This is a genomic window from Acidovorax sp. LjRoot194 (assembly GCF_964253015.1).
Taxonomy (GTDB): domain Bacteria; phylum Pseudomonadota; class Gammaproteobacteria; order Burkholderiales; family Burkholderiaceae_C; genus Acidovorax.
In genome coordinates, this window is sequence record NZ_CAXUQB020000001.1 from 2,011,577 (window position 1) to 2,030,197 (window position 18,621).

The 18,621-nt window shown below is 67.5% G+C and carries 9 protein-coding genes; 2 read left to right on the top strand and 7 right to left on the bottom strand.

Translation table 11 applies throughout. The annotated features are described in order from the left end of the window. Positions 1-78: 78 nt before the first annotated feature. On the top strand, positions 79-3,759 hold the full coding sequence (locus ACSQ3N_RS09180) for an IPTL-CTERM sorting domain-containing protein (RefSeq protein ID WP_436146119.1): 3,681 nt from the start codon (positions 79-81) through the stop codon (positions 3,757-3,759). Positions 3,760-3,996: 237 nt separating this feature from the next. On the opposite strand, the gene ACSQ3N_RS09185 is transcribed toward ACSQ3N_RS09180, so the two are convergent. From ACSQ3N_RS09185 to ACSQ3N_RS09210, 6 genes are all read right to left on the bottom strand, one after another. Then, positions 3,997-6,174, bottom strand: coding sequence for a TonB-dependent siderophore receptor (locus ACSQ3N_RS09185; protein WP_056173761.1), 2,178 nt, complete (start codon positions 6,172-6,174; stop codon positions 3,997-3,999). 116 nt (positions 6,175-6,290) lie between these two features. Continuing rightward, complete coding sequence (locus tag ACSQ3N_RS09190) at positions 6,291-8,420, bottom strand: TonB-dependent siderophore receptor (RefSeq protein WP_436146120.1); 2,130 nt, start codon at positions 8,418-8,420, stop codon at positions 6,291-6,293. A gap of 484 nt (positions 8,421-8,904) precedes the next feature. After that, the gene (locus tag ACSQ3N_RS09195) at positions 8,905-9,639 is read right to left on the bottom strand and encodes a TonB-dependent receptor (RefSeq protein WP_436128259.1); all 735 of its coding nucleotides are present in this window, start codon (positions 9,637-9,639) and stop codon (positions 8,905-8,907) included. Between the two features lie 216 nt (positions 9,640-9,855). Next, complete coding sequence (locus ACSQ3N_RS09200) at positions 9,856-12,096, bottom strand: TonB-dependent receptor (RefSeq protein ID WP_056173770.1); 2,241 nt, start codon at positions 12,094-12,096, stop codon at positions 9,856-9,858. A 34-nt stretch (positions 12,097-12,130) separates the two neighbouring features. Then, on the bottom strand, positions 12,131-12,427 hold the full coding sequence (locus ACSQ3N_RS09205; protein ID WP_056173771.1) for a hypothetical protein: 297 nt from the start codon (positions 12,425-12,427) through the stop codon (positions 12,131-12,133). Continuing rightward, positions 12,424-13,641: a PepSY-associated TM helix domain-containing protein gene (locus ACSQ3N_RS09210; RefSeq protein ID WP_056173773.1), complete on the bottom strand. Its 1,218-nt coding sequence runs from the start codon at positions 13,639-13,641 to the stop codon at positions 12,424-12,426. Before ACSQ3N_RS09210 ends, ACSQ3N_RS09205 begins: the two co-directional genes overlap by 4 nt. A gap of 584 nt (positions 13,642-14,225) precedes the next feature. On the opposite strand from ACSQ3N_RS09210, the gene ACSQ3N_RS09215 reads away from it, so the two are divergent. Continuing rightward, a complete protein-coding gene (locus ACSQ3N_RS09215) occupies positions 14,226-16,379 on the top strand; it encodes a M48 family metallopeptidase (protein WP_156372224.1) in 2,154 nt (717 codons plus the stop codon). A gap of 78 nt (positions 16,380-16,457) precedes the next feature. Here ACSQ3N_RS09215 and ACSQ3N_RS09220 read toward each other — a convergent pair whose 3' ends face one another. After that, a complete protein-coding gene (locus tag ACSQ3N_RS09220; protein WP_436146121.1) occupies positions 16,458-18,581 on the bottom strand; it encodes a TonB-dependent siderophore receptor in 2,124 nt (707 codons plus the stop codon). Between the last annotated feature and the right edge of the window lie 40 nt (positions 18,582-18,621).

The following is an 18,621-nucleotide window of genomic DNA, read 5'->3' on the forward strand; positions in this document are numbered from 1 at the left end:
TTGGGAGTGCTGCTTGCTGGCGCCACATCCGCAAACGCTGCGGCGCGCAAGGCGCCAGGCGTTGAATCCTCCGGCATCTTGTTCATCGCAAACAATGTGCCGGACTACCAGCAACTGGAGGCCAGCGCGAGTTCCTTGCTGGAAGTCGTCGTGCTGGATGCTCGGGGCGACGGTTTGCGCCAGATGGCCGATGCGCTGCAGGGTCGCCAGCAGGTGGGTGCGGTGCATCTCATTTCACACGGTGCCCGCGGTGCGCTGGACCTGGGCTCACTGACGTTGGATGGGAACACGTTGATGGAGCGCAGTGCCGATCTGGCGCGTATTCGCGCATCGCTGCGACCTGATGCTGACTTGCTTCTGTACGGCTGCGAAGTGGCGCAGGGCAGTGAGGGGCAGCGGTTCATCACTCTGCTGGGCGAGACGACAGGAGCCCATGTGGCCGCTTCGACCAACCTTACCGGGGCGCGCGAACTGGGCGGCGACTGGGTGCTGGAGAGTCGCACCGGAGCGCTGCGCAGTGCTCCGCTGGCCTTTCCTGCTTACCACCAGGTCCTGGCCACTGTCGCTGGAACGGTGGCGATTCCATTCGCCCACCCAGACGACTCCTTTCCCACTCAAAAAATGCTGGATGGGCAGGCAAACACCGGTACGACCAATATCCCCGGCATCGTCTATGAGTTCTACTTTGCCAATACCGGCAATACGCCCGTCGGCCGGGTCATCAACATCGATCTGGCTGGCGGCACAGGCTCCATGCTGACGTACTTCAATACAGGGACTTCTCAGTTCGATCCGGTAGGCGCACTGATCATCAAAAGCCAGGCCACCCGGATGTTCGGCTTCTCGAGTTTCCGTATTCAAGATGCGCAAGCGCTCGCCGCCACCTATACCGCCACCGCGTACCGCAACAACGTGACGGTCGGCGTGCCATTTACTTTTTCGACCGGCGGCAGCTTCAACCAGGTACTTGTCACATTGCCGGTGCAGTTCAAGAATGTCGATGAAATCCGCATCACCAGCAATGGCGGAATTGCTGCTGGCACGGTGGGTGCGAAGCTATGGCAAGAAGGCTTCAACAGTTTCGTGTTCATCGACCCGACGAGCAATGCAGACCTGAGCGTGCTCTCTGCCACGGCAGGGGCTCTCGTGCCTGCGTTCGCGGCAGGTACCACGTCTTACACCATCGCGGTGTCCAACGCGACGACCAGCACCACCATCACGCCCACCGTCGATATCCCGGGCACCACCGTGACCGTGAATGGTGTGCCCGTCACCAGCGGTGCCGCCTCGGGCAGCATCGGCCTGAATGTGGGCAGTAACACCATCACCACCATCGCCACGGCAACCGATGGGACCACCACGAAGTCCTACACCATCACCATCACGCGCGCTGCTCCGCTATCGAGCAATGCCAACCTCTCCAGCCTGGCGCTGTCGACCGGCACACAGAGCCCTGCGTTCGCTCCGGGCACCACGTCCTACACCGCCGGCGTACCGTTCAGCACGGTATCGCTCACCGTGACGCCCACCGTGGCTGACGGCACAGCGACTGTCACCGTCAATGGCGTTAGCACCACCAGCGGCAATGCGTCGGGGTCCATTGCGCTGGCGGTGGGCAACAACACCATTTCCACCGTCGTGACCGCCGAAGACGGCTCCACGACGAGGGCATACACCATCACGGTCACCCGCGCTGCTGCGTCGGGTAACGCACAGCTCAGCGCGCTGAGCCTGTCCAGCGGCACCCTGGCCCCCGTGTTCGCAGCTGGCACCACCAGCTACACGGCCAGCGTCAGCAATGCCACGACGTCGATCACCGCCACGCCCACGGTAGCTGACGCCAATGCCAGTGTCACGGTGAATGGCGTGGCCGTCACCAGCGGCAACGCATCGGGCGCCATTGCGCTGGCGGTGGGGTCCAACACCATCACGGCCACGGTAACTGCGCAGAACGGCACGCCGCTCAGCTACACCATCACCGTGACGCGGGCCGCGTCGGCCAACGCCAACTTGTCTGCACTGTCGCTGTCCAGCGGCACCCTGGCGCCCGTTTTTGCGGCGGCCACTACCAGCTACACGGTCAGCGTCAGCAACGCCACCACGTCGATCACCGTCACCCCCACGGTCGCTGACGGTGGCGCCAGTGTCACCGTGAACGGCGTGGCCACCACCAGCGGCAATGCATCAGGCGCTATTGCACTGGCAGTGGGTTCCAACACCATCACCACCGTCGTGACGGCGGCGGACGGTGCGACCACCAAGGCCTACACCGTGACCATGACCCGTGCCGCGTCGTCCAACAACAATCTGTCTGCGTTGAGCCTGTCCAGCGGTAGTTTGAGCCCGCCTTTCAACCCGGCCACCACCAGTTATACGGCGGCCATCGGTGCCGGCGTCGGTAGCATCACGGTCACCCCTGCGGCGGCCGACGGAAACGCCAGCATCACGGTCAATGGTGTGGCTGTCACCAGCGGCGCTGCCTCTGGCGCGGTAGCGATGAACACGGGCAGCAACACGGTCTCCGTGGTGGTGACAGCACAGAATAGCGCGACCAAAACCTATACCGTCACTGTCACCCGCGCAGCGCCGTCCAGCAATGCCGACCTGTCGGCCCTGTCCCTGTCGAGCGGCACCCTGTCGCCCGCCTTCGCGGCCGGCACCACCAGCTACACGGCCAGCGTCGGCAACGCAACCACGTCGCTCACCGTCACCCCGACCGTGGCCGACGCTACCGCCAGCATCATGGTGAACGGTGTGGCCACCACCAGCGGCAATGCGTCGAGCGCCATTGCGCTGAACGTGGGCAGCAACACCATCACCACGGTAGTCACGGCGCAGGACGGCACCACGGTGAAGACCTACACGGTGACGGTGACCCGCGCGGGCTCGGGTGATGCCAACCTGTCGGCCCTCGTCGTGTCGGGCGGCAGCATCGCTCCAGCGTTTGCTCCGGGCACCACGGGCTACACGATGTCGATTGCAGCCGCAACCGCCAGCGTCACCGTGACGCCGACGGTGAATGATCCGAGCGCCACCGTCACGGTCAACGGCGTGTCCGTGGCCAGCGGCACCGCATCGGGCGCCATCGCCATGAACGTGGGCGCCAACACCATCACCGTCGTCGTCACCGCGCAGAACAGCACCACCCGGACCTACACCGTCACCGTGACGCGTTTGCGCCCCACCACGGCCGCGGGTACCGTCCCCGGCGGCGGCGGCGCCGTCAACGCCAGCCTGGCAGGGCCTGCGGGCTGCGGTTTCGACCGTGCGGATTTCATTCCTTTGACGGGAGCGGCGGCCTCGCCTCCGGCCGGTAGCATTTCGGGCTATACCTTCAGCCAGGGCTTGTTCGATGTGGTGGTGGGCGGTTGCCCGAACGGGGCGGCGGTGACGGTCACGCTGACCTACCCGCAACCGTTTCCGCCGGGCGCCGTGTACATGAAGTACGGCCCCACGCCAAGCCAGAACGCGCCCCATTGGTACGCCTTCCCTGGTGCGACCATCACCGGCAACACCGTGACCTTGGTGCTCACCGATGGCGGCTCGGGTGATGATGACCTGTCGCTCAACGGCACCATCTCCGACCCAGGCGGTGTGGCACTGGCGCTGGCCGTTGGCGGGGGTGCTGGCGCCATCGGCATTCCCACGCTGTCGCAGTGGGGCGTTCTGCTGTTGTCCCTGCTGGTCGCGGCTGCTGCAGGGCTGAATGCCTGGCGCACCCGGCGAGCCGGCCACGGGCGTGGTTGGGTGCGCCGCTGACTTCACACCGGGTGCGCCTTTGCACCGTGCGCCCATGAAGACGGCCCCTGTCCGCAATGCGGCAGGGGCCGTTGGCTTTTGCTATTTTTTCGATAGCTTACAAAGACCGAACGTCAAGCGGCAGCGCTGGCTTTTGCTGCGGTTCGATCAAACGCCTGCAGCACTTGCGTGCAGTCCGTGAGTGCCAGGCATGCAGGCGTAGCGTCAACGACAGCGCCGCCAACACGCATGCCGCCGTCAGAACCGGTACGTCGACGTCAACGTATACGTCCGCGCCTGCCCATAGAAGCAATCCCCGCGCGCCAGGCACTGCGTGATGTGCACCTTGTCCGCCAGGTTCACCACGTTGAAGGCCACGCGCCAGTCGCCCGCGTCGTACGCCACCATCGCATCGGCCAGGGTGGCGGCCGGGGTGCTGATGGCGCTGGTGCCGCTCCACTGGGAGCCGGTGTAGCGCACGCCGGCGCCTACCGTCCAGCCGCCGCGGCCTTCGCTGGCGAAACGGTGGCTCAGCCAGGCCGATGCTGTGTGCTTGGGCACGCTGGCCACGGGCGTGCCCTGGTCGCCGGCGTTGCTGCGGCTGATCTTCGCGTCAGTGAACGCGTAGCCCAGGGTGAAGTCCCACTGGCGGGCCAGGCTGGCCTGCACTTCGGCTTCGAACCCCCGGACCTTGACTTCGCCGATCTGCAGGCTGTTGAGCGGGTTGCCGGGGTCGTTGGTCTTGCGGTTCTTCTCGCGCAACTGATAGACCGCCGCGAAGGCGCTGATGCCCTGGCCGGCGGGTTGCCACTTCACGCCGGCCTCCCACTGTTCGCCGCGCTGGGGCTTGAAGGCCGTGCCATACGCGTCCACGCCGCCCAAAGGCTGGAAGGACTCGGAATAGCCCGCGTACGGGGCCCAGCCGCCGTCCATCTGGTAGGTGAATCCTGCACGCTTGGTCCAGGCTTTGTCGTCCACCGCGGCCGCGGGGCGGCCCACGGTGTCGGTCTGGGCGCTGTCGTGGCGAAGGCCCAGCGTGGCAGTCCAGCGGTCCCACTTGATCTGGTCCTGCAGATAAAAGCCCAGCTGCTTTTGCACCACGTTCGGTTGCCGTACCAGCTGCGCTGTGGTGGGCGGCGTGAAGTTGCCGTACACCGGGTTGTAGACGTCGATGGCCGGTGCCACCGCACGCCAGGCCTGCTGGCCGGTGTGGTTGCGCTGCACGTCCAGGCCCGCGAGCAGGGTGTGGTCCGCGCTGCCGGTCTTGAGCTTGCCTTCGAGCTGCGTGTCGATCAGCAGCATGCGGCCGGTGTTGATGTTCCACACCGCGTCGCGCACGACGGTGCGGGCGTCGCTGTTGAACACGGGGCGCGCGGGGCGGCCTGTGGCGGCGTTGGCGGTGAAGCTGGTGTAGATGGTGCGGTAGTCCACTTCGCTCACGGTGCGGCGCAGGTTCTGGCGCACTGTCCAGTCGGCGTTCACGCGGTGGCTGAACAGGTAGCCCCAGGAGTTGTTGGTGGTGTCGTACGCGTCCCAGCCCGGCTCGCCGATGAAGGTGTTGCGCGGGATCTGGCCGTAGCGGCTGGCCAGCTGCGTGCCTTGCCACGGGAAGAAGCCGATGATCGAGCCGCTCTGGTCCTTCTGGTGCAGCGCCTGCAGCGTGAGCGAGGTGTCGGCGCTGGGCTTCCAGGTGAGCGAGGGCGCAAACACCAGGCGGTCGTCATCCACATGGTCGATCTGGCTGCCGCTGTCGCGGCCCACGGCCACCAGGCGGTAGAGCCACTGGCCGTCCTGGTCGAGCGCACCGGTCAGGTCGGCCGCGATCTGCTTGCGGGCGTTGTTGCCCAGCTGCAGCTGCACCTCGCGCTGCGTTTCGGCCTGCGGGCGTTTGCTGGTGAGGTTAAGCACGCCACCCACGCTGCCCTGGCCGTACAGCACCGAGGTCGGCCCGCGCAGAAACTCCACCCGCTCCAGCGTGTAGGGGTCGGGCCGGCTGGTGTTGTAGGTGCCGTAGGTGCGCAGCAGGCCGTCCTGGTACTGCGACACGGTGCCGCCGCGTGCGGCGAAGCTGTCCACGCGGCTGTCGAAGTAGTTCGACACCGCCCCGGCCGTGTACGCCGTGACCTGGCGCAGCGTCTGCACGCCCTGCGCCTCGATCTGGTCGCGGGTGATCACGCTGATGGCCTGCGGGGTTTCGATGAGGGGCGTGTCGGTCTTGGTGGCGCTCAGCGCCCGTTTGGCGACGAATCCGGTGACCGGGGCGGTGGGGCTTTCCTGTTCGCTGCCCGCACTCACGGTGACGGGGGCCAGGGCCTTGTCGGCCGTGGGCGCGGCCGTGCCTTCGGTGGCGGCCTGCTGGGCGTGGGCGGCGCCGCACAGGGCGAGCAATGCGGCCTGCGCGATGGCGGTGCGGCAGGCGGTGGTGCCAGATCTCATGGTGCTGTTTCTCCGATGGTTGAAAACTTGTCCGGCCCGAGGCGCCAGGCTTGCGTGGGCCAGCGCTGGCCTGCGGGCGGGTGGTGGGTCGGGTGGGGTGGGGGAATCGCTTGCCGTCAGAACGTGTAATCCAGCGACACCTGCACCGTGCGCGGCTGGCCGGGCACCACGGTGCCAAAGCCGGCCGCCGTGGCCGTGCCGTCCAGGTAGTAGCGGCGGTTGCCCGCGTTCTTCAGGTTGGCCTGCAGCCGCACGCCGCCTGCGAACTGGTAGCCCACGGCCAGGTCGACCGTGGTGAAGCCCGGCAAGCGCCACTTGTTGTCGTTGGCGATGAACTTGTCGCCCTGGTGCACCAGGCCGCCGCCGACCCACAGGCCGGGCAGTTGCGGCAGGCGGTACTGCGTCCACAGCGATGCGTTGCGGCGCGTGGCCAGTGCGACGCGGTTGCCCACGTTGGCCCCGGCGGTGGTGTCGGCCAGCACCTTGGGGTTCTGAAAGCTGGCCTGGGCCGTCACCGTCCAGCCGGGGGTGATGCGGCCTTGCAGCTCCAGCTCCACGCCCTTGATGCGCTGGCGCGCGGTCAGCACCGAGTAGCCGGGGTGCAGCGGGTCGGTGGCGGGCGCGTTGGTCAGCTCCAGGTCAAAGGCCGACACCGTGGTCATCAGGCGCTTGTCCAGCCACTCCTGCTTCCAGCCCACTTCCAGCTGCTTGCCTTCGGAGGGCGGCGCGGCGCGGTCGCCCCAGATCAGCGTGCCCGAGTTGGCCTGGAACGAGCGTGCGTAGCTGGTGTACACCATGCTGCCCGGGCGCACTTCCCAGCTCAGCGCGGCGCTGGGCTGGGTCTGGCTCAGGTCGGTGACCGGCGCGGTGTAGGCGTCCTTGAACTTGTCATGGCGCAGGCCCAGCAGCAGGCCGAAGTCGCCCAGCACCATGCGGTCCTGCACGAACACACCGGTGTTGCGGGCGTCCGATGAGAGCTTGCCCACGCCGGTGGAGGCCACGGGTGGCACCAGGCCTGCAACGGGGTTGTACAGGTCGATGGCGCCCAGGTTGCCTGTGGTGCGCGCGCCGTAGAAGCCCGCAATGGCGCGCCAGTCCAGACCCGCCAGCATCGTGTGTTTGACCGCGCCGGTTTGCAGCTGCGCGCGCAGCTCGGCCAGTGCCGTGTCCGACGTGTATTTTTGTCCCGGCGCCATCCAGTAGGTGCGCGCCACGCGGCCGTTGGTCACCGGTCCCATGGGCGACACGATGTTCACGTTGCGAAAGGTCTCGTTGCGCGACAGGTGTACCCGCGCTTCCAGCTGGTCCGTCAAACGGTGCTGCAGCTCGGTGGAGTAAAAGCGCAGATGGCCGTCGGTCTTCAACCATGGCTCGCCGTAGAACGCGCCCACTGGCAGCACGTCGGCGCTGCGCGGATTCTTGGGGTCTGGCACTGCCAAGCCGGAGGTGGAAGTACCGTCGATGCTCTGGGTCTCCGCCTGCGCACGCCATAAGGTGTCGGGCGTGATCTGCCATTCCAGGCTGCCCGCAATGCCTTGCTTGCGCGGGGTGTTGCCGTCCACGAAGCTGCCTCCCCGGCTGGCGCCGCCATCGAGCCGGTAGCGCAGCGTGCCGTCGGCGTTGAGCGGGCCGGTGAGGTCGAACTCCGCGTTGCGCCAGCCGTCGCTGCCCACGCCGACCTTCACGTTGCGCAGCGCCTCGGCCTGGGGCCGCTTGCTCACGTAGTTGACGAGGCCGCCGGGCGCGACCTGGCCGAACTCCAGCGCGGCGGGGCCCTTGATGACCTCGACCCGCTCGATGTTGAACAGTGGCGGGTCCAGCAGGTGGACGAACTTGGCGCCGTCGCGCAGGAAGTTGAAGGTGTTGTTGGCCCACAGCCCGCGGATGGAGAACTGCGAGTACGAGCCGTAGTACTCGCTGCGCATCGACACGCCCGAAGCGTTGCGCAGCACGTCGCGCTCGGTCGTGGCCATCTGCTGCTCCAGCAGCGCGTTGTCGATCACGCTGACCGAGCGGGGCGTCTCCAACACCGACAGGCCCAGGCGCGAGCTGCTCTGCGCGCGCCGTGCGGGTGTCGCTGCCGCGCCGGCGGTCGAATCGACCACATCCACCTGGCGCAACGATGGCGCCGCGGCGGGCGGGTCGGCAGGGTCTGGCGCCGCGCTGGTTTGTGCCAGGGCTGTACTGCACACGGCCAGCAGGGCGGCGTGGGCCACGGCGGTGCGCAAAAAGTTCGGTTGGATCATGATGCTATGGTTTTAATAGCTGCTGGCGCTTGTCCATCAAGCGGTAGGCGGCAATTGGATTGGGTCGGATTGGATTGGGTTGGCTGCATGCCTCATCCACGCTCTGGTCCGTTCGGGCCGAGCCTGTCGAAGCCAAGGCGCTTTCTGCGAAGGGCCCTTCGACAGGCTCAGGGCGAACGGTGGATTTGCGGCAAGCACCCCACCAGACGCTGGATGCAGAAGCCGCACCCTGCACGACACCGCTGGCGTGAGCGACTGGCTGTTGCCGGTGGTGCGTCGGCCCGCGCTGCAGGGACTGCGCAGAGCGTGGGTCCAGTCGCGGTGGCGCCTTGCGGGCTGCGCCGCGGCGGTCGCTAAGGCTCAGAGCGGATCACAAAACTCAGCGAAACGGTTCTGGCCAGGCGCCACGTCGCAAGCAGTACGCGCAGTACGAGCAGTACGACAAGACGTGGCAACAACGCCAGAAGCGTTTTGTGAGCCGCTCTCAGTGGGCCTTGGGTGGGGCGGGCAGGGCGGGCGACGCCATGCCGTCGGCCAGCACGAAGGTCAGCGTGGTCACGTAGCTGGCTTCGCCGTATTTCTCGCCCTGGGCTTCGCCGGGGGTCTTGTCGCTGTGCTTGACCTCGGCCACGTACTGGCCCTTCCAGGGCGTGACGAAGGTCACGGTACCGTCTTCAGCCGCCTCGGCCTCGCGCGTCCAGCCCGAGGGCGCTGCCAGCTGCACCTTGGCCTTGGGCAGTGGCGCGCCCTTGTAGACCACCTTGAACTCGCCAGGCTTGCCGGTGGGCACCAGGTCCAGCGGCGCGGTGGGCGCCACGGCTTGCGTCAGGCCCGCCACCCAGCGGGCCGAGGGCTGCCAGTACATCGCGGGCAGGTTGCGCTTGCTGCGGTCGATCAGCGGGTAGGTGGCGGCGGCGAACAGCGTGTCGGGCGTGCCGGCCACGGTGTAGTTGAAGCCGTCCTTGCCCAGCTGGCCGTCCACGCGCTGCGCGGCCGTGCCGGTGCGCTGCTCGAGTGCGGGCACGCCCTTGAATTTGTCCAGCGAGCCTGGCGAGGTCTCGCGCAGGTTCTCGTTGAACTCGCCAAAATGCAGGCGGGCCTGGCCGCCCGCGTTTTCCAGCCACACCTGGTGGGCGTGGGCGGCGGTGACGGCGGTGAGGGATGCACAGGCGAGCAGGGCGGCAAGCACGGGGGCCTTGGGGCGTAGGGACGAGGACATGGCAGTTTCCTTTCGGTGGTTTCAACAAAAATCGGCGAGCGCGCAGCGCTGCGCGCCCCTGGACGAGGGGGCGAAACGCGGTGCGAAAGGGAGTGGCTGCCTACGCCCGGTGGTCAGGCGCTGGGTGGCTGTGCGGCGGTGTGCAGGGTGCAGCGTCCGGATGAACGCGCCGCTGGGGCAAGAGGCTGTGGTGCAGAGTGGGGAGAGCCGGTGGCGTCAGAAGTCCACGCCCACGCTGACCGACAGCGTGCGCGGCGCACCCACCACCAGGTAGCCCGCGCCGGGGTAGCCGCCCGACGATGCCCAGTAGTTGCGGTTGGTGAGGTTGTCCACGCGGGCGCGCAGCGTCACGAGGCGGCCTTGCACCTCGGTCAGGTAGCGCACGCCCACGTCCAGGCGGTTCCAGCCGGGCACGCTGATGGTGTTGGTGGCGTTGGCATACACCGAGCCGGTGTGCACCAGGCGGCCGTCCAGCGCCAGGCCGTTCACGCCCGGCACATCCCACTCGGCGCCGATGTTGGCCTGCAGCTTGGGCACGCCGATCACGCGGCGGCCGTCGGTGCTGGCGGTGCCCGTGTTCAGCTGCTTGGCTTCGAGCCAGGTCAGGCCGCCCAGCAGGCGCAGGCCCTTGGTCGCCTCGCCCTGCACGGCCAGCTCGATGCCTTGGTGGCGGTCCTTGCCGTTGCTGCGGAAGATGTTGTCGCTGCCCACATAGGCACGCGGCTTGGTGGTGGAGAACAGCGCCACGCTGCCGCCAAAGCGGCCGCCGTCGAACTTCACGCCCACTTCCTTTTGCTTGGCGACGTAGGGCGACAGCATCTCGCCGCGGTTGGCGGCAGTGGAGGGCGCGGTCGCGCCCTGGCTCAGGCCTTCCACGTAGTTGCCGTACAGCGACAGGCTCTTGTCCAGCTTGTAGACGGCCGCCAGCAGCGGGCTGGTGCGGTTCTGGTCGTAGCGGTCGGTCTCGGCGGCCGTGCCATAGGCGTAGTTGGCGATCTCCAGCTTCTGGTGGCGCAAGCCGCCGGTGAGCAGCAGGCGCTTGTCCAACAGCGAGATGGTGTCGCCGATGGCGAAGCTGGTCAGGCGCGTGCTGCCGGTCAGACGCGGGTCGGCCAGGTCGCCGCCACGGAATGCGCCTGCGCTGAAGCCTGGCAGCGGGCTGTACACGGGGTTGTAGAGGTTGGTGGACTGCGTGTTGGCAAAGTCCATCGCGTAAGCGTTCTTCTTGTCCGCGCTGAAGTGCGATGCCACCACCACCCACTCGTGGCCCACGCTGCCGGTCTGCAGCTTGCCGCGCAGGCCCAGCTCGCCGGTGTTGACGCTGTCCTTGCGGGTGTTGTCGAAGCGGTAGGTAGAGCCCGCGCCGGTGCTGCTGTCGCTCACCGTCAGGTTGGCCAGGGAGTTGGCCTCGGAGCTGCGGCGTGCGCCGGCCGCGGCCCAGCCGGTGATGTCCTGCGTGATGTCCCACTCGCCGCGCAGCGTGCCGAAGGTGTCGCGCTCGTTCGAATACGTCCAGGGCTGGGCGAAGTTGGTGCCGCCGTCGGGTGCCGTGGGCATCTGCGTGGCCGTGGCGCCCAGCGTCACGTTGGTGCGGGTGCTCTTGAGCTTGTGGTCCTGCCAGCCGATGTCGCCCGAAAGGCGCACGTCGCGACTGCGCCAGTCCAGTCCCACGGCTGCCAGGCCGAGCTTGACGTCTTCATGGTCCACGGCCGTGCCGCCGTTGTGGGTGGCCGCATTCACGCGGATGCCGGTGTTGCCGTCGGGACCGAAGCGGCGCGCGATGTCGGCCGCCAGCTGCGTCTGCCCGCCGCTGGAGACGCCGAATGTGACGCGGTTCAACGGCTCGTTGGGCGCGCGCTTGGGCAGCAGGTTGATCGAGCCGCCGATGCCGCCGCCGTTGGGGCTGGCACCGCTCAAGAAGGCCGATGCGCCGCGCAGCACTTCCACGCGCTCGAACAGCTCGGTGGCGATGTACTGGCGCGGCAGCAGGCTGTACAGGCCGTTGTAGGCCGTGTCGTCCGAGTCCAGGATGAAGCCGCGGATGAAGTACGCCTCTTGAAAATTGCCGAAGCCGCGCGCCACGCGCACCGTGGGATCGTTCTGCAGCACGTCGCCCACGCTGCGGGCGTGGCGGTCCTGGATGAACTCGTTGGTGTAGCTGGTGATGGAGAACGGTGTGTCCATCGCGTCCTTGGTGCCCAGCACGCCGGCACGGCCGCCGCGGGCCACCTGGCCGCCAGCGTAGGCCGGCGACAGGCCTTGCGCCGATGCGTCGGCACTGGCGTTCACCGTGACGGTGGACAGCGCCTTGCCTTCCGCGGCGGCGGCTGGCGCAGCCTGCTGGGCCAGTACGGCAGGCGCTGCCAGCGCGAACATCACGGCGGCGGCAATGGCCACCGGCGTGGCGGCAAAAACGGGGCGCAGCGGGGCTGGCTGGAACGATGTGGCTGGGCGCATGGTCGTGGTGTGAAAAATGAAGTTGAAGGAGGTGTCAGCGCGGCGCCGAAGTGGTGCCGCTGCTGTGGATGTCGGTGTCGACGGGGTCGCCGGCGCGGCCCGGGGTGGTCTGCGGTGCCGGGGTGTCACGGAGGGCGCGGCGTGCATGGTGTGCCTGCTGTGAAAAAGGCCATGAGAACCAGCCCATCACCGCCACCGGAACGCCCAGGCCCACCCACGACCACCAGTCGCCCCAGGTGTCGGACACCAGGGCGGTGATCAGGCCCGTGGTGGTCAGCACGCCCACCACGATGGGCCAGCCCCACAGCGACCAGAACGGGTTCGGCTTCATGCGCGGCCCTCCGTGCGGGACAGCGGGGTGCCGGTGCGTGCGGCAGGGATGGCGGTAGAGGCATTGGGCAGGCCGGTAGGCGCGGGCGCTGTGGCGGCTGCGGTGGTGCTGCCCGCCTGCACGCCCTTGCGCAGCCACAGGTACAGCCCGCTGCCCAGCACGACGATGGTCGCGATGTCGAGCAGCGCCCAGATGATCTTCATCGGCATGCCGCCGTAGTCGCCAAAGTGCAGCGGCTGCGACACCAGCAGCGCCGTCAGATACCACGGCAGCTTTGGTGCGGCGGTGACCTCTGCGGTGCGCGCATCCACCATCACGGGCTGCAGCAGCCGCGAGGTCAGCGGCTCGTTGCCCTTCAGGAAGAACGTGTTGTGGTGCGGGCTGGAAAACGCCGTGCCCGGGAAGGCGATGAACGACAGCTTCATGCCCGGCGCATGCGCCTGCGCGGCCTGCAGCGCCTGCTGCAGCGGCCCGCGCTCGGCCACGGGCACGGTGGGCTGGCCTTCGTACGGCTTGAGCAGGGTCGACAGCTGGTCGTACTGCCAGTACTTGATCATCAGGTCGGCCCAGGTGTTGATCATGCCCGTGCCACCCACCACGAAGGCCCACACCAGCGTGACGATGCCCAGCAGGTTGTGCAGGTCGAGCCACTTCACGCGGGTGGACCGGTCCCGGCGCACCTCGCCGAAGGCCAGCTTGCGCATGAACGGCGCGTACAGCACCACGCCAGTCACGATGGCCACCAGCAGCAGCAAGCCCATGAACCCCAGGAACAGCTTGCCCGCCAGGCCCGCGAACAGGTCTACGTGCAGGCGGAACATGATGTACATGAAGCCCTCGTCCACCGGCCGCTGCGACAGCACGGCGGCGGTGCGCGCGTCGACCGCGATGGACTTGAAATCCTCGGTCGGCGCGGGTGTGGGCGTGAGGGTCACAAACCACAGGGCGTCGTCGTCCTCGGGCTGCGAGGCGAACTGCACCACGCGCTCGGGGTGCAGCCCCTGCGCGGCGGCCAGCACCTTGTCCAGGCTGGCGCGCGGAGTGTGGGCGGGCATGGGAGGCGCTTCGACCTCGGTGCCCAGCAGGTGGCCGAGTTCGTGGTGAAAGATGAGCGGCAGGCCGGTCAGGCACAGCAGCAGCATGAAGACGGTGCAGACCAGGCTGGACCACTTGTGGGTCCATGACCAGCGGCGCAGGGCGGTGGGCGAAAACATGGCGGGTGGTGGTCAGCAGGTGATCCTGGCCTCGGCCCCCTCGCGGGCATGCCTGCCGACAGGCCGCTGCGGTCAGCGGCCACGGCGGCCGCTACAGCGAGCCAGATGGGCTTGGGTCCAGACGGTCGCCCTCTTCGATAAAAAGGGAAGGGGGCGACGGCGAGTGCTGGCTGGTCCGAAGGAGGGATGCTCCCCGCGACTGGCTTGCGGTATGAATGGTTACATTCTAAATGAGAATGGTTCTTTTTCTTGTGCGCGTGCGTTTTTGCAACAGCACATGCTGCGGCGGCCGTGGTTCACAGCACCGCAGCGAGGCACCGGCGCTGCCAAAAACACAAACGGTTGCTTCTTGGTAGCCCTGCCATCGCGTTGTGCGGCGTGGGCGGCGGCAGAATCGCACCGCCTGAAACAACGCCTTGTGAGCCCGTTGCCCTTCACGCCGGTGCATGCCGGTCGCTGCAAGGCTTTCGGCGGGAGTCGTTCAGGCGCGGCCACTGACGCGGAGGCAGTGGCCCGTGGCTGCGCGGCAACCCCGGCGTGCGGCCCGCACGCGGATCCATCAAAAACCAACTATTCCAACCCTCATGGCTTTTTCGTTCGGTCAAAAAATATCCAGTGCCTTGCAGGCCCTGCCCAGCAGTGCGCGGCTGGTGCTGTGGGCGGTGTGTATTCCCCTGCTGCTCTCGGGCATCGGCTATTGGGAATACCGTCAGTACGCCCAGACGGGGCTGTCTGCAGAGCAGCAGCAAATGCTGGCCGAGGTGACGGATGCGCTGGAGGCCGTGCGTGAGAACCCGCGCACCGTCATCACCATCGACGGGCAACAGCACAGCGGGTTTTCTGCATCCCTCAGGTTGCAGCAGATCGCCAAGAGCATTCGGGGCGACACGGCAACCCGCACCCAGGTAGCAGCGGTGGTGCGCCCGGCCAGTATCGCGGCCATGGTGGCGGGCGTGCTGACTGCACTGGTCGCGCTGGCGGGGCTGTACGGGGTCAGCGCAGCGGGCCGCCAGGCACTGCAGTCGCGCGATGCGCTGATGCGGCTTTTTGTCCGCTGGCGCAACCTGCTGCCCACCTACCTCACTGTGCACATGGGCCTGCTGATGGCCACGGTGGCTGGCCTGCTGGTGGCGCGCCTGGGGGTGGCGTACCAGGTGGTGATTCTGGAGCGCGCGGGATCGGGCGAGGCCAAGTTCCAGATGGTCATCCTGCTGGTCGCAGGCCTCGTGCTGTGGTGGGGCGCGACGCTGTTGCGGGCGTTGTACACATCGCTGCAGGTGCTGCATGACGAACCCAACGAAGTCATGGGCGTGTCGGTGTCGCGGCAAGAAGCGCCCGCCTTGTGGGCCTATGTGGACACGCTGGCCCAGGCCGCCGGGGCTGCAGCGCCCGCCCATCTGGTAGTGGGCTTGACCGATGGCTTCTACGTCACCGGCCACGCCATGCAACTGGTGCCCAGCGGCCAGCAGCTGACAGGCGAGACCATGTACCTGCCGCTGACCTATCTCACGCTGCTGCAGCGCGACGAGATCAGCGCCATCCTCGCGCACGAACTGGGGCACTTCGCAGGCGCCGACACGGCGTACAGCCTGCAGTTCTCGCCCATCTACCAGCGGCTGGTGGCCAGCCTGCACGCCATCTACGGCCGCAACAACAGCGGCTCGTGGGCGGATCTGCCTGCCACCACCTTCATCGAATACCTGCTGGAGCGCTTCGACCTGGCGGTCAAGCATTGGAGCCGTGTGCGCGAATTCGCGGCCGACCAGGTGGCTGCCCGGCTGGTCAGCGGCGAGGCGGTCGCACGATCGCTGGTGCGCGTCACCGCGCTGCACGACGTCGTGAACACCGTGCTTAACGAGATCGGCCGCCGCCCGCAGGAGGCGGGCAGCGACCTGGTGCAGATGCTGCACGATGCCGTGCGGGAAGCAGGCTTGAAGGCCCCCGACTTTGCGACCGAAGTGGCGACGATGCACCCCAGCGACACCCATCCTCCCACGCTGGAGCGTGCCAAGGCCGTGAACGCCCCGGTGACCGACGCCATGGTGCAGCGCGTGCTGGTGTTGCCTGACGACCAGGCCATGGTGTGGGTGCGCTCTTTGTTCGCCGACAGCCAGGGCCTGCAGGCGCGGTTGCTGGCCGACTTCAAAGGCCTGGCACGTGAACAGAACGAGCAGGTGCGCAAGAACCTGGCCGATACGGTGGAGCAGGCGCAAGGCTCTGTCGACTTGTTCGAGCGCAAGGCAAATGTCTGGCTTTTTGCCGGCTTTACCGCCATCGCTTTTGCTGCCTGCGCCGCACTGGTGGTGCACAGCTTCTCACCGGGTAAGTCGTTTGCCGGGTTTCAGACGCTGATCCTGATGACGGCGGGTCTGACGGTCATGCTGATCGGCATCACCTGGTGGTTCTGGCGGCGGTCCGTCGTCATGGTGATGCAGCTCACCGCCGAAGGCATGGTCGTGCCCGGCTGGCCGCAGATCGTGCCCTGGTCTTCGGTCAGCGACTACTCGTGCACGGTGGTCAACGGCTCCAACATGGTGATGACCTTCGACCTGGACCCCGCAGCCCCGCGGCTGCAGGCGCCGCATTCCAACCTGCGCCGCATCACTTACCGGCCGGCCAAGAACAAGCTGCTGGTGGGCATGTCGAAGGCGAAGGGCATGGACATGGACGCCATGCACGAGGCCGTGATGCGCTACCTGTCTGGCTGGCATGCGCGCCAGCATTTACAGTCGATGTGACCTGGCCGCGCACAAGCACCGGGCGAGCCCGCTGCCTGTGTGCCGCAGCCATGGCGGGATGCGTGCATGCCTGCATGCTCAATACCTGGCCTTCAGCGCCACCGTCACCCGCCGCGGCTCGCCATAGAAGTTCTGGCGGCTGACGCCCGACACCTTTTCGTAGTAGGTCTTGTCCAGCAGGTTGTCCACCGACAGATTCACCGACAGGTGGTCGGTGATCTGGTAGCCCACCTGCGCGTTGAACACTGCGTAGCCCGGTGCGTTGATGCGCAACGCGCCGCTTTGCGCGAAGAACTCGCTGCGCCAGGACATGCCGCCGCCCACGCTGAAGCCGCGCAGCGCGGGGTGGGTGAAGGCGTAGCGGGTGAACAGGTTCACGCTGTGGCGCGGGGTGATGGGGCTGAACACCTGGCCCTGCTGGGCCACGGGGGCCTTGAGGTAGCGGGTGTCGTTGTAGGCGTAGCCCGCCACGAGGTCCCAGCCGGGCTGGGGCTGGCCGCTGACCTCGGCCTCGAAGCCCTGCGCGCGGACCTTGCCGCCGGCGATGGATGCGTTGGTCACCACCGGGTCGGCGATGGCGCGGTTCTCGTCGATGATGCGAAAGAGTGCTGCATGCGCCTGCAGGCGCTTTTGCAGAAACTCGCCCTTCACGCCCAGTTCGACCTGCTTGCCCGTGCGCGGCTCGATCAACTGCTTGGCGGTGGTGAGCTGGCTTTGCACGACGAAGGTTTCGGCGTAGCTGGCGTAGGCGGTGTACTGCGGGTGGAAGTCCCACATCAGCGCCAGCGACGGCACGAACTGGCGGCCGGGGTCTGCGGCGGCAGTGACTGCGCCGGTGCTGGTGCTGCGCGTCACCACCTCCGCCCACGACAGGCGGCCGCCGGCCAGCAGCTTGACGGTGTCGGCCAGGCTGACCTGGGCCTGCCCGTACAGCGCGTTCTCGCGGCGGGTGATGAGGGAGGTGAAGCCCGGCAGCGGGATGTCGGGATAGGCCAGGTCGTAGTTGGGCCGCAGCAAATTGAAGGGCCGGGGCTGGCCGTAGGCGTAGTTGCCGTCCCAGGTCTTGCCCTCGTTGTGGCTCGCGCCCACCAGCAGCTTGTGGGTGCGGCCTGCCACCTGCACCGGCGTGGCCAGGAAGGCGTCGTAGTTGCGGGTGCGCACGTGGAAGTCGCCGTCCACCGTCTCCATGGTGAAGCTTCCGTTGGCGGCCAGCGCGCTGTTGGCGCGGGCCGAGCGGTAGAACGCCGTGCGGTCGATGTCCCGCGCGGACAGGCGCACCACGCCGCCGCCGGCGAGGCGGTGCTCCAGCTCTGCGAAGACGTCGGTGGTCTCCAGGTCTTGCCGGTTGGCTCGCAGGCCGGCAAAAGAACTGCGGGGCAGGTCGGCCAGGCGGCCATCGGCATAGGTGGGCAGGCCTTGGTCGATGGCGGCGCGTACGCGCTGCTGCGCTGCGCCCACCGACACGGTGGTGGACGGGGCGATGTCCCATTCCAGCGTGCCGTAGCCCAGGCGCTTGTTGTTGAACAGCGTATCGATGTGGCTGTCGCGGTCTTCCACCACGGCCACGGCGCGCGCGCGGATCGTGCCTTCGGCGTTGAGGCCGCCGCCCACATCCACCGTGCCGCGGCGCAGGCCGAACGAGCCCACCGCCGCGTCGGCACCGATGGCCAGTTTGGACGGGGCGCGCTTGCGCACCAGGTTCACCGTGCCGCCGGGTTCGCTCGCGCCCTGCAGCAGGCCGGCCGGGCCGCGCAGCACTTCGATGCGGTCGTACATGGCGGTGTCGAGCGTGCTGTAGTTGCCTTGCGGAATGGGCACGCCGTCGAGCTGGATCGCGCCCAGATCGAAGCCGCGCGACTGGAACGAGTTGTAGTTGCCCGCGCCGTCCAGCCGGGTGATGGTCATGCCGGTGCTCAGCTTGATCGCGTCTTCCACCTTGGTCAGGTTGCGGTCGTCAAGCTGCTGGCGCGTGACCACGCTGATGGACTGCGGCGTTTCGCGCGGGGCCTGCTGCAGCTTGCCCACGCTGACTTCGCGGGCGGTGTACTGGCCGCTGCCCTCGGTGGTGGCGCCGTCCGCGCCGTCGGTCACCTTGACCTCGGGCAATGCGGCCGTGGCGGCAGTGGTGGCGGCGGTCTGGGCCTGGGCTGTGGCCAGCGTGGCCAGCAGCGAGGCCGCCAGGGCCAGTGGGTGCATGCGCATGGTGCTTCTCCTCCTCGGTGTGTAAAATGCTATGTTTTTA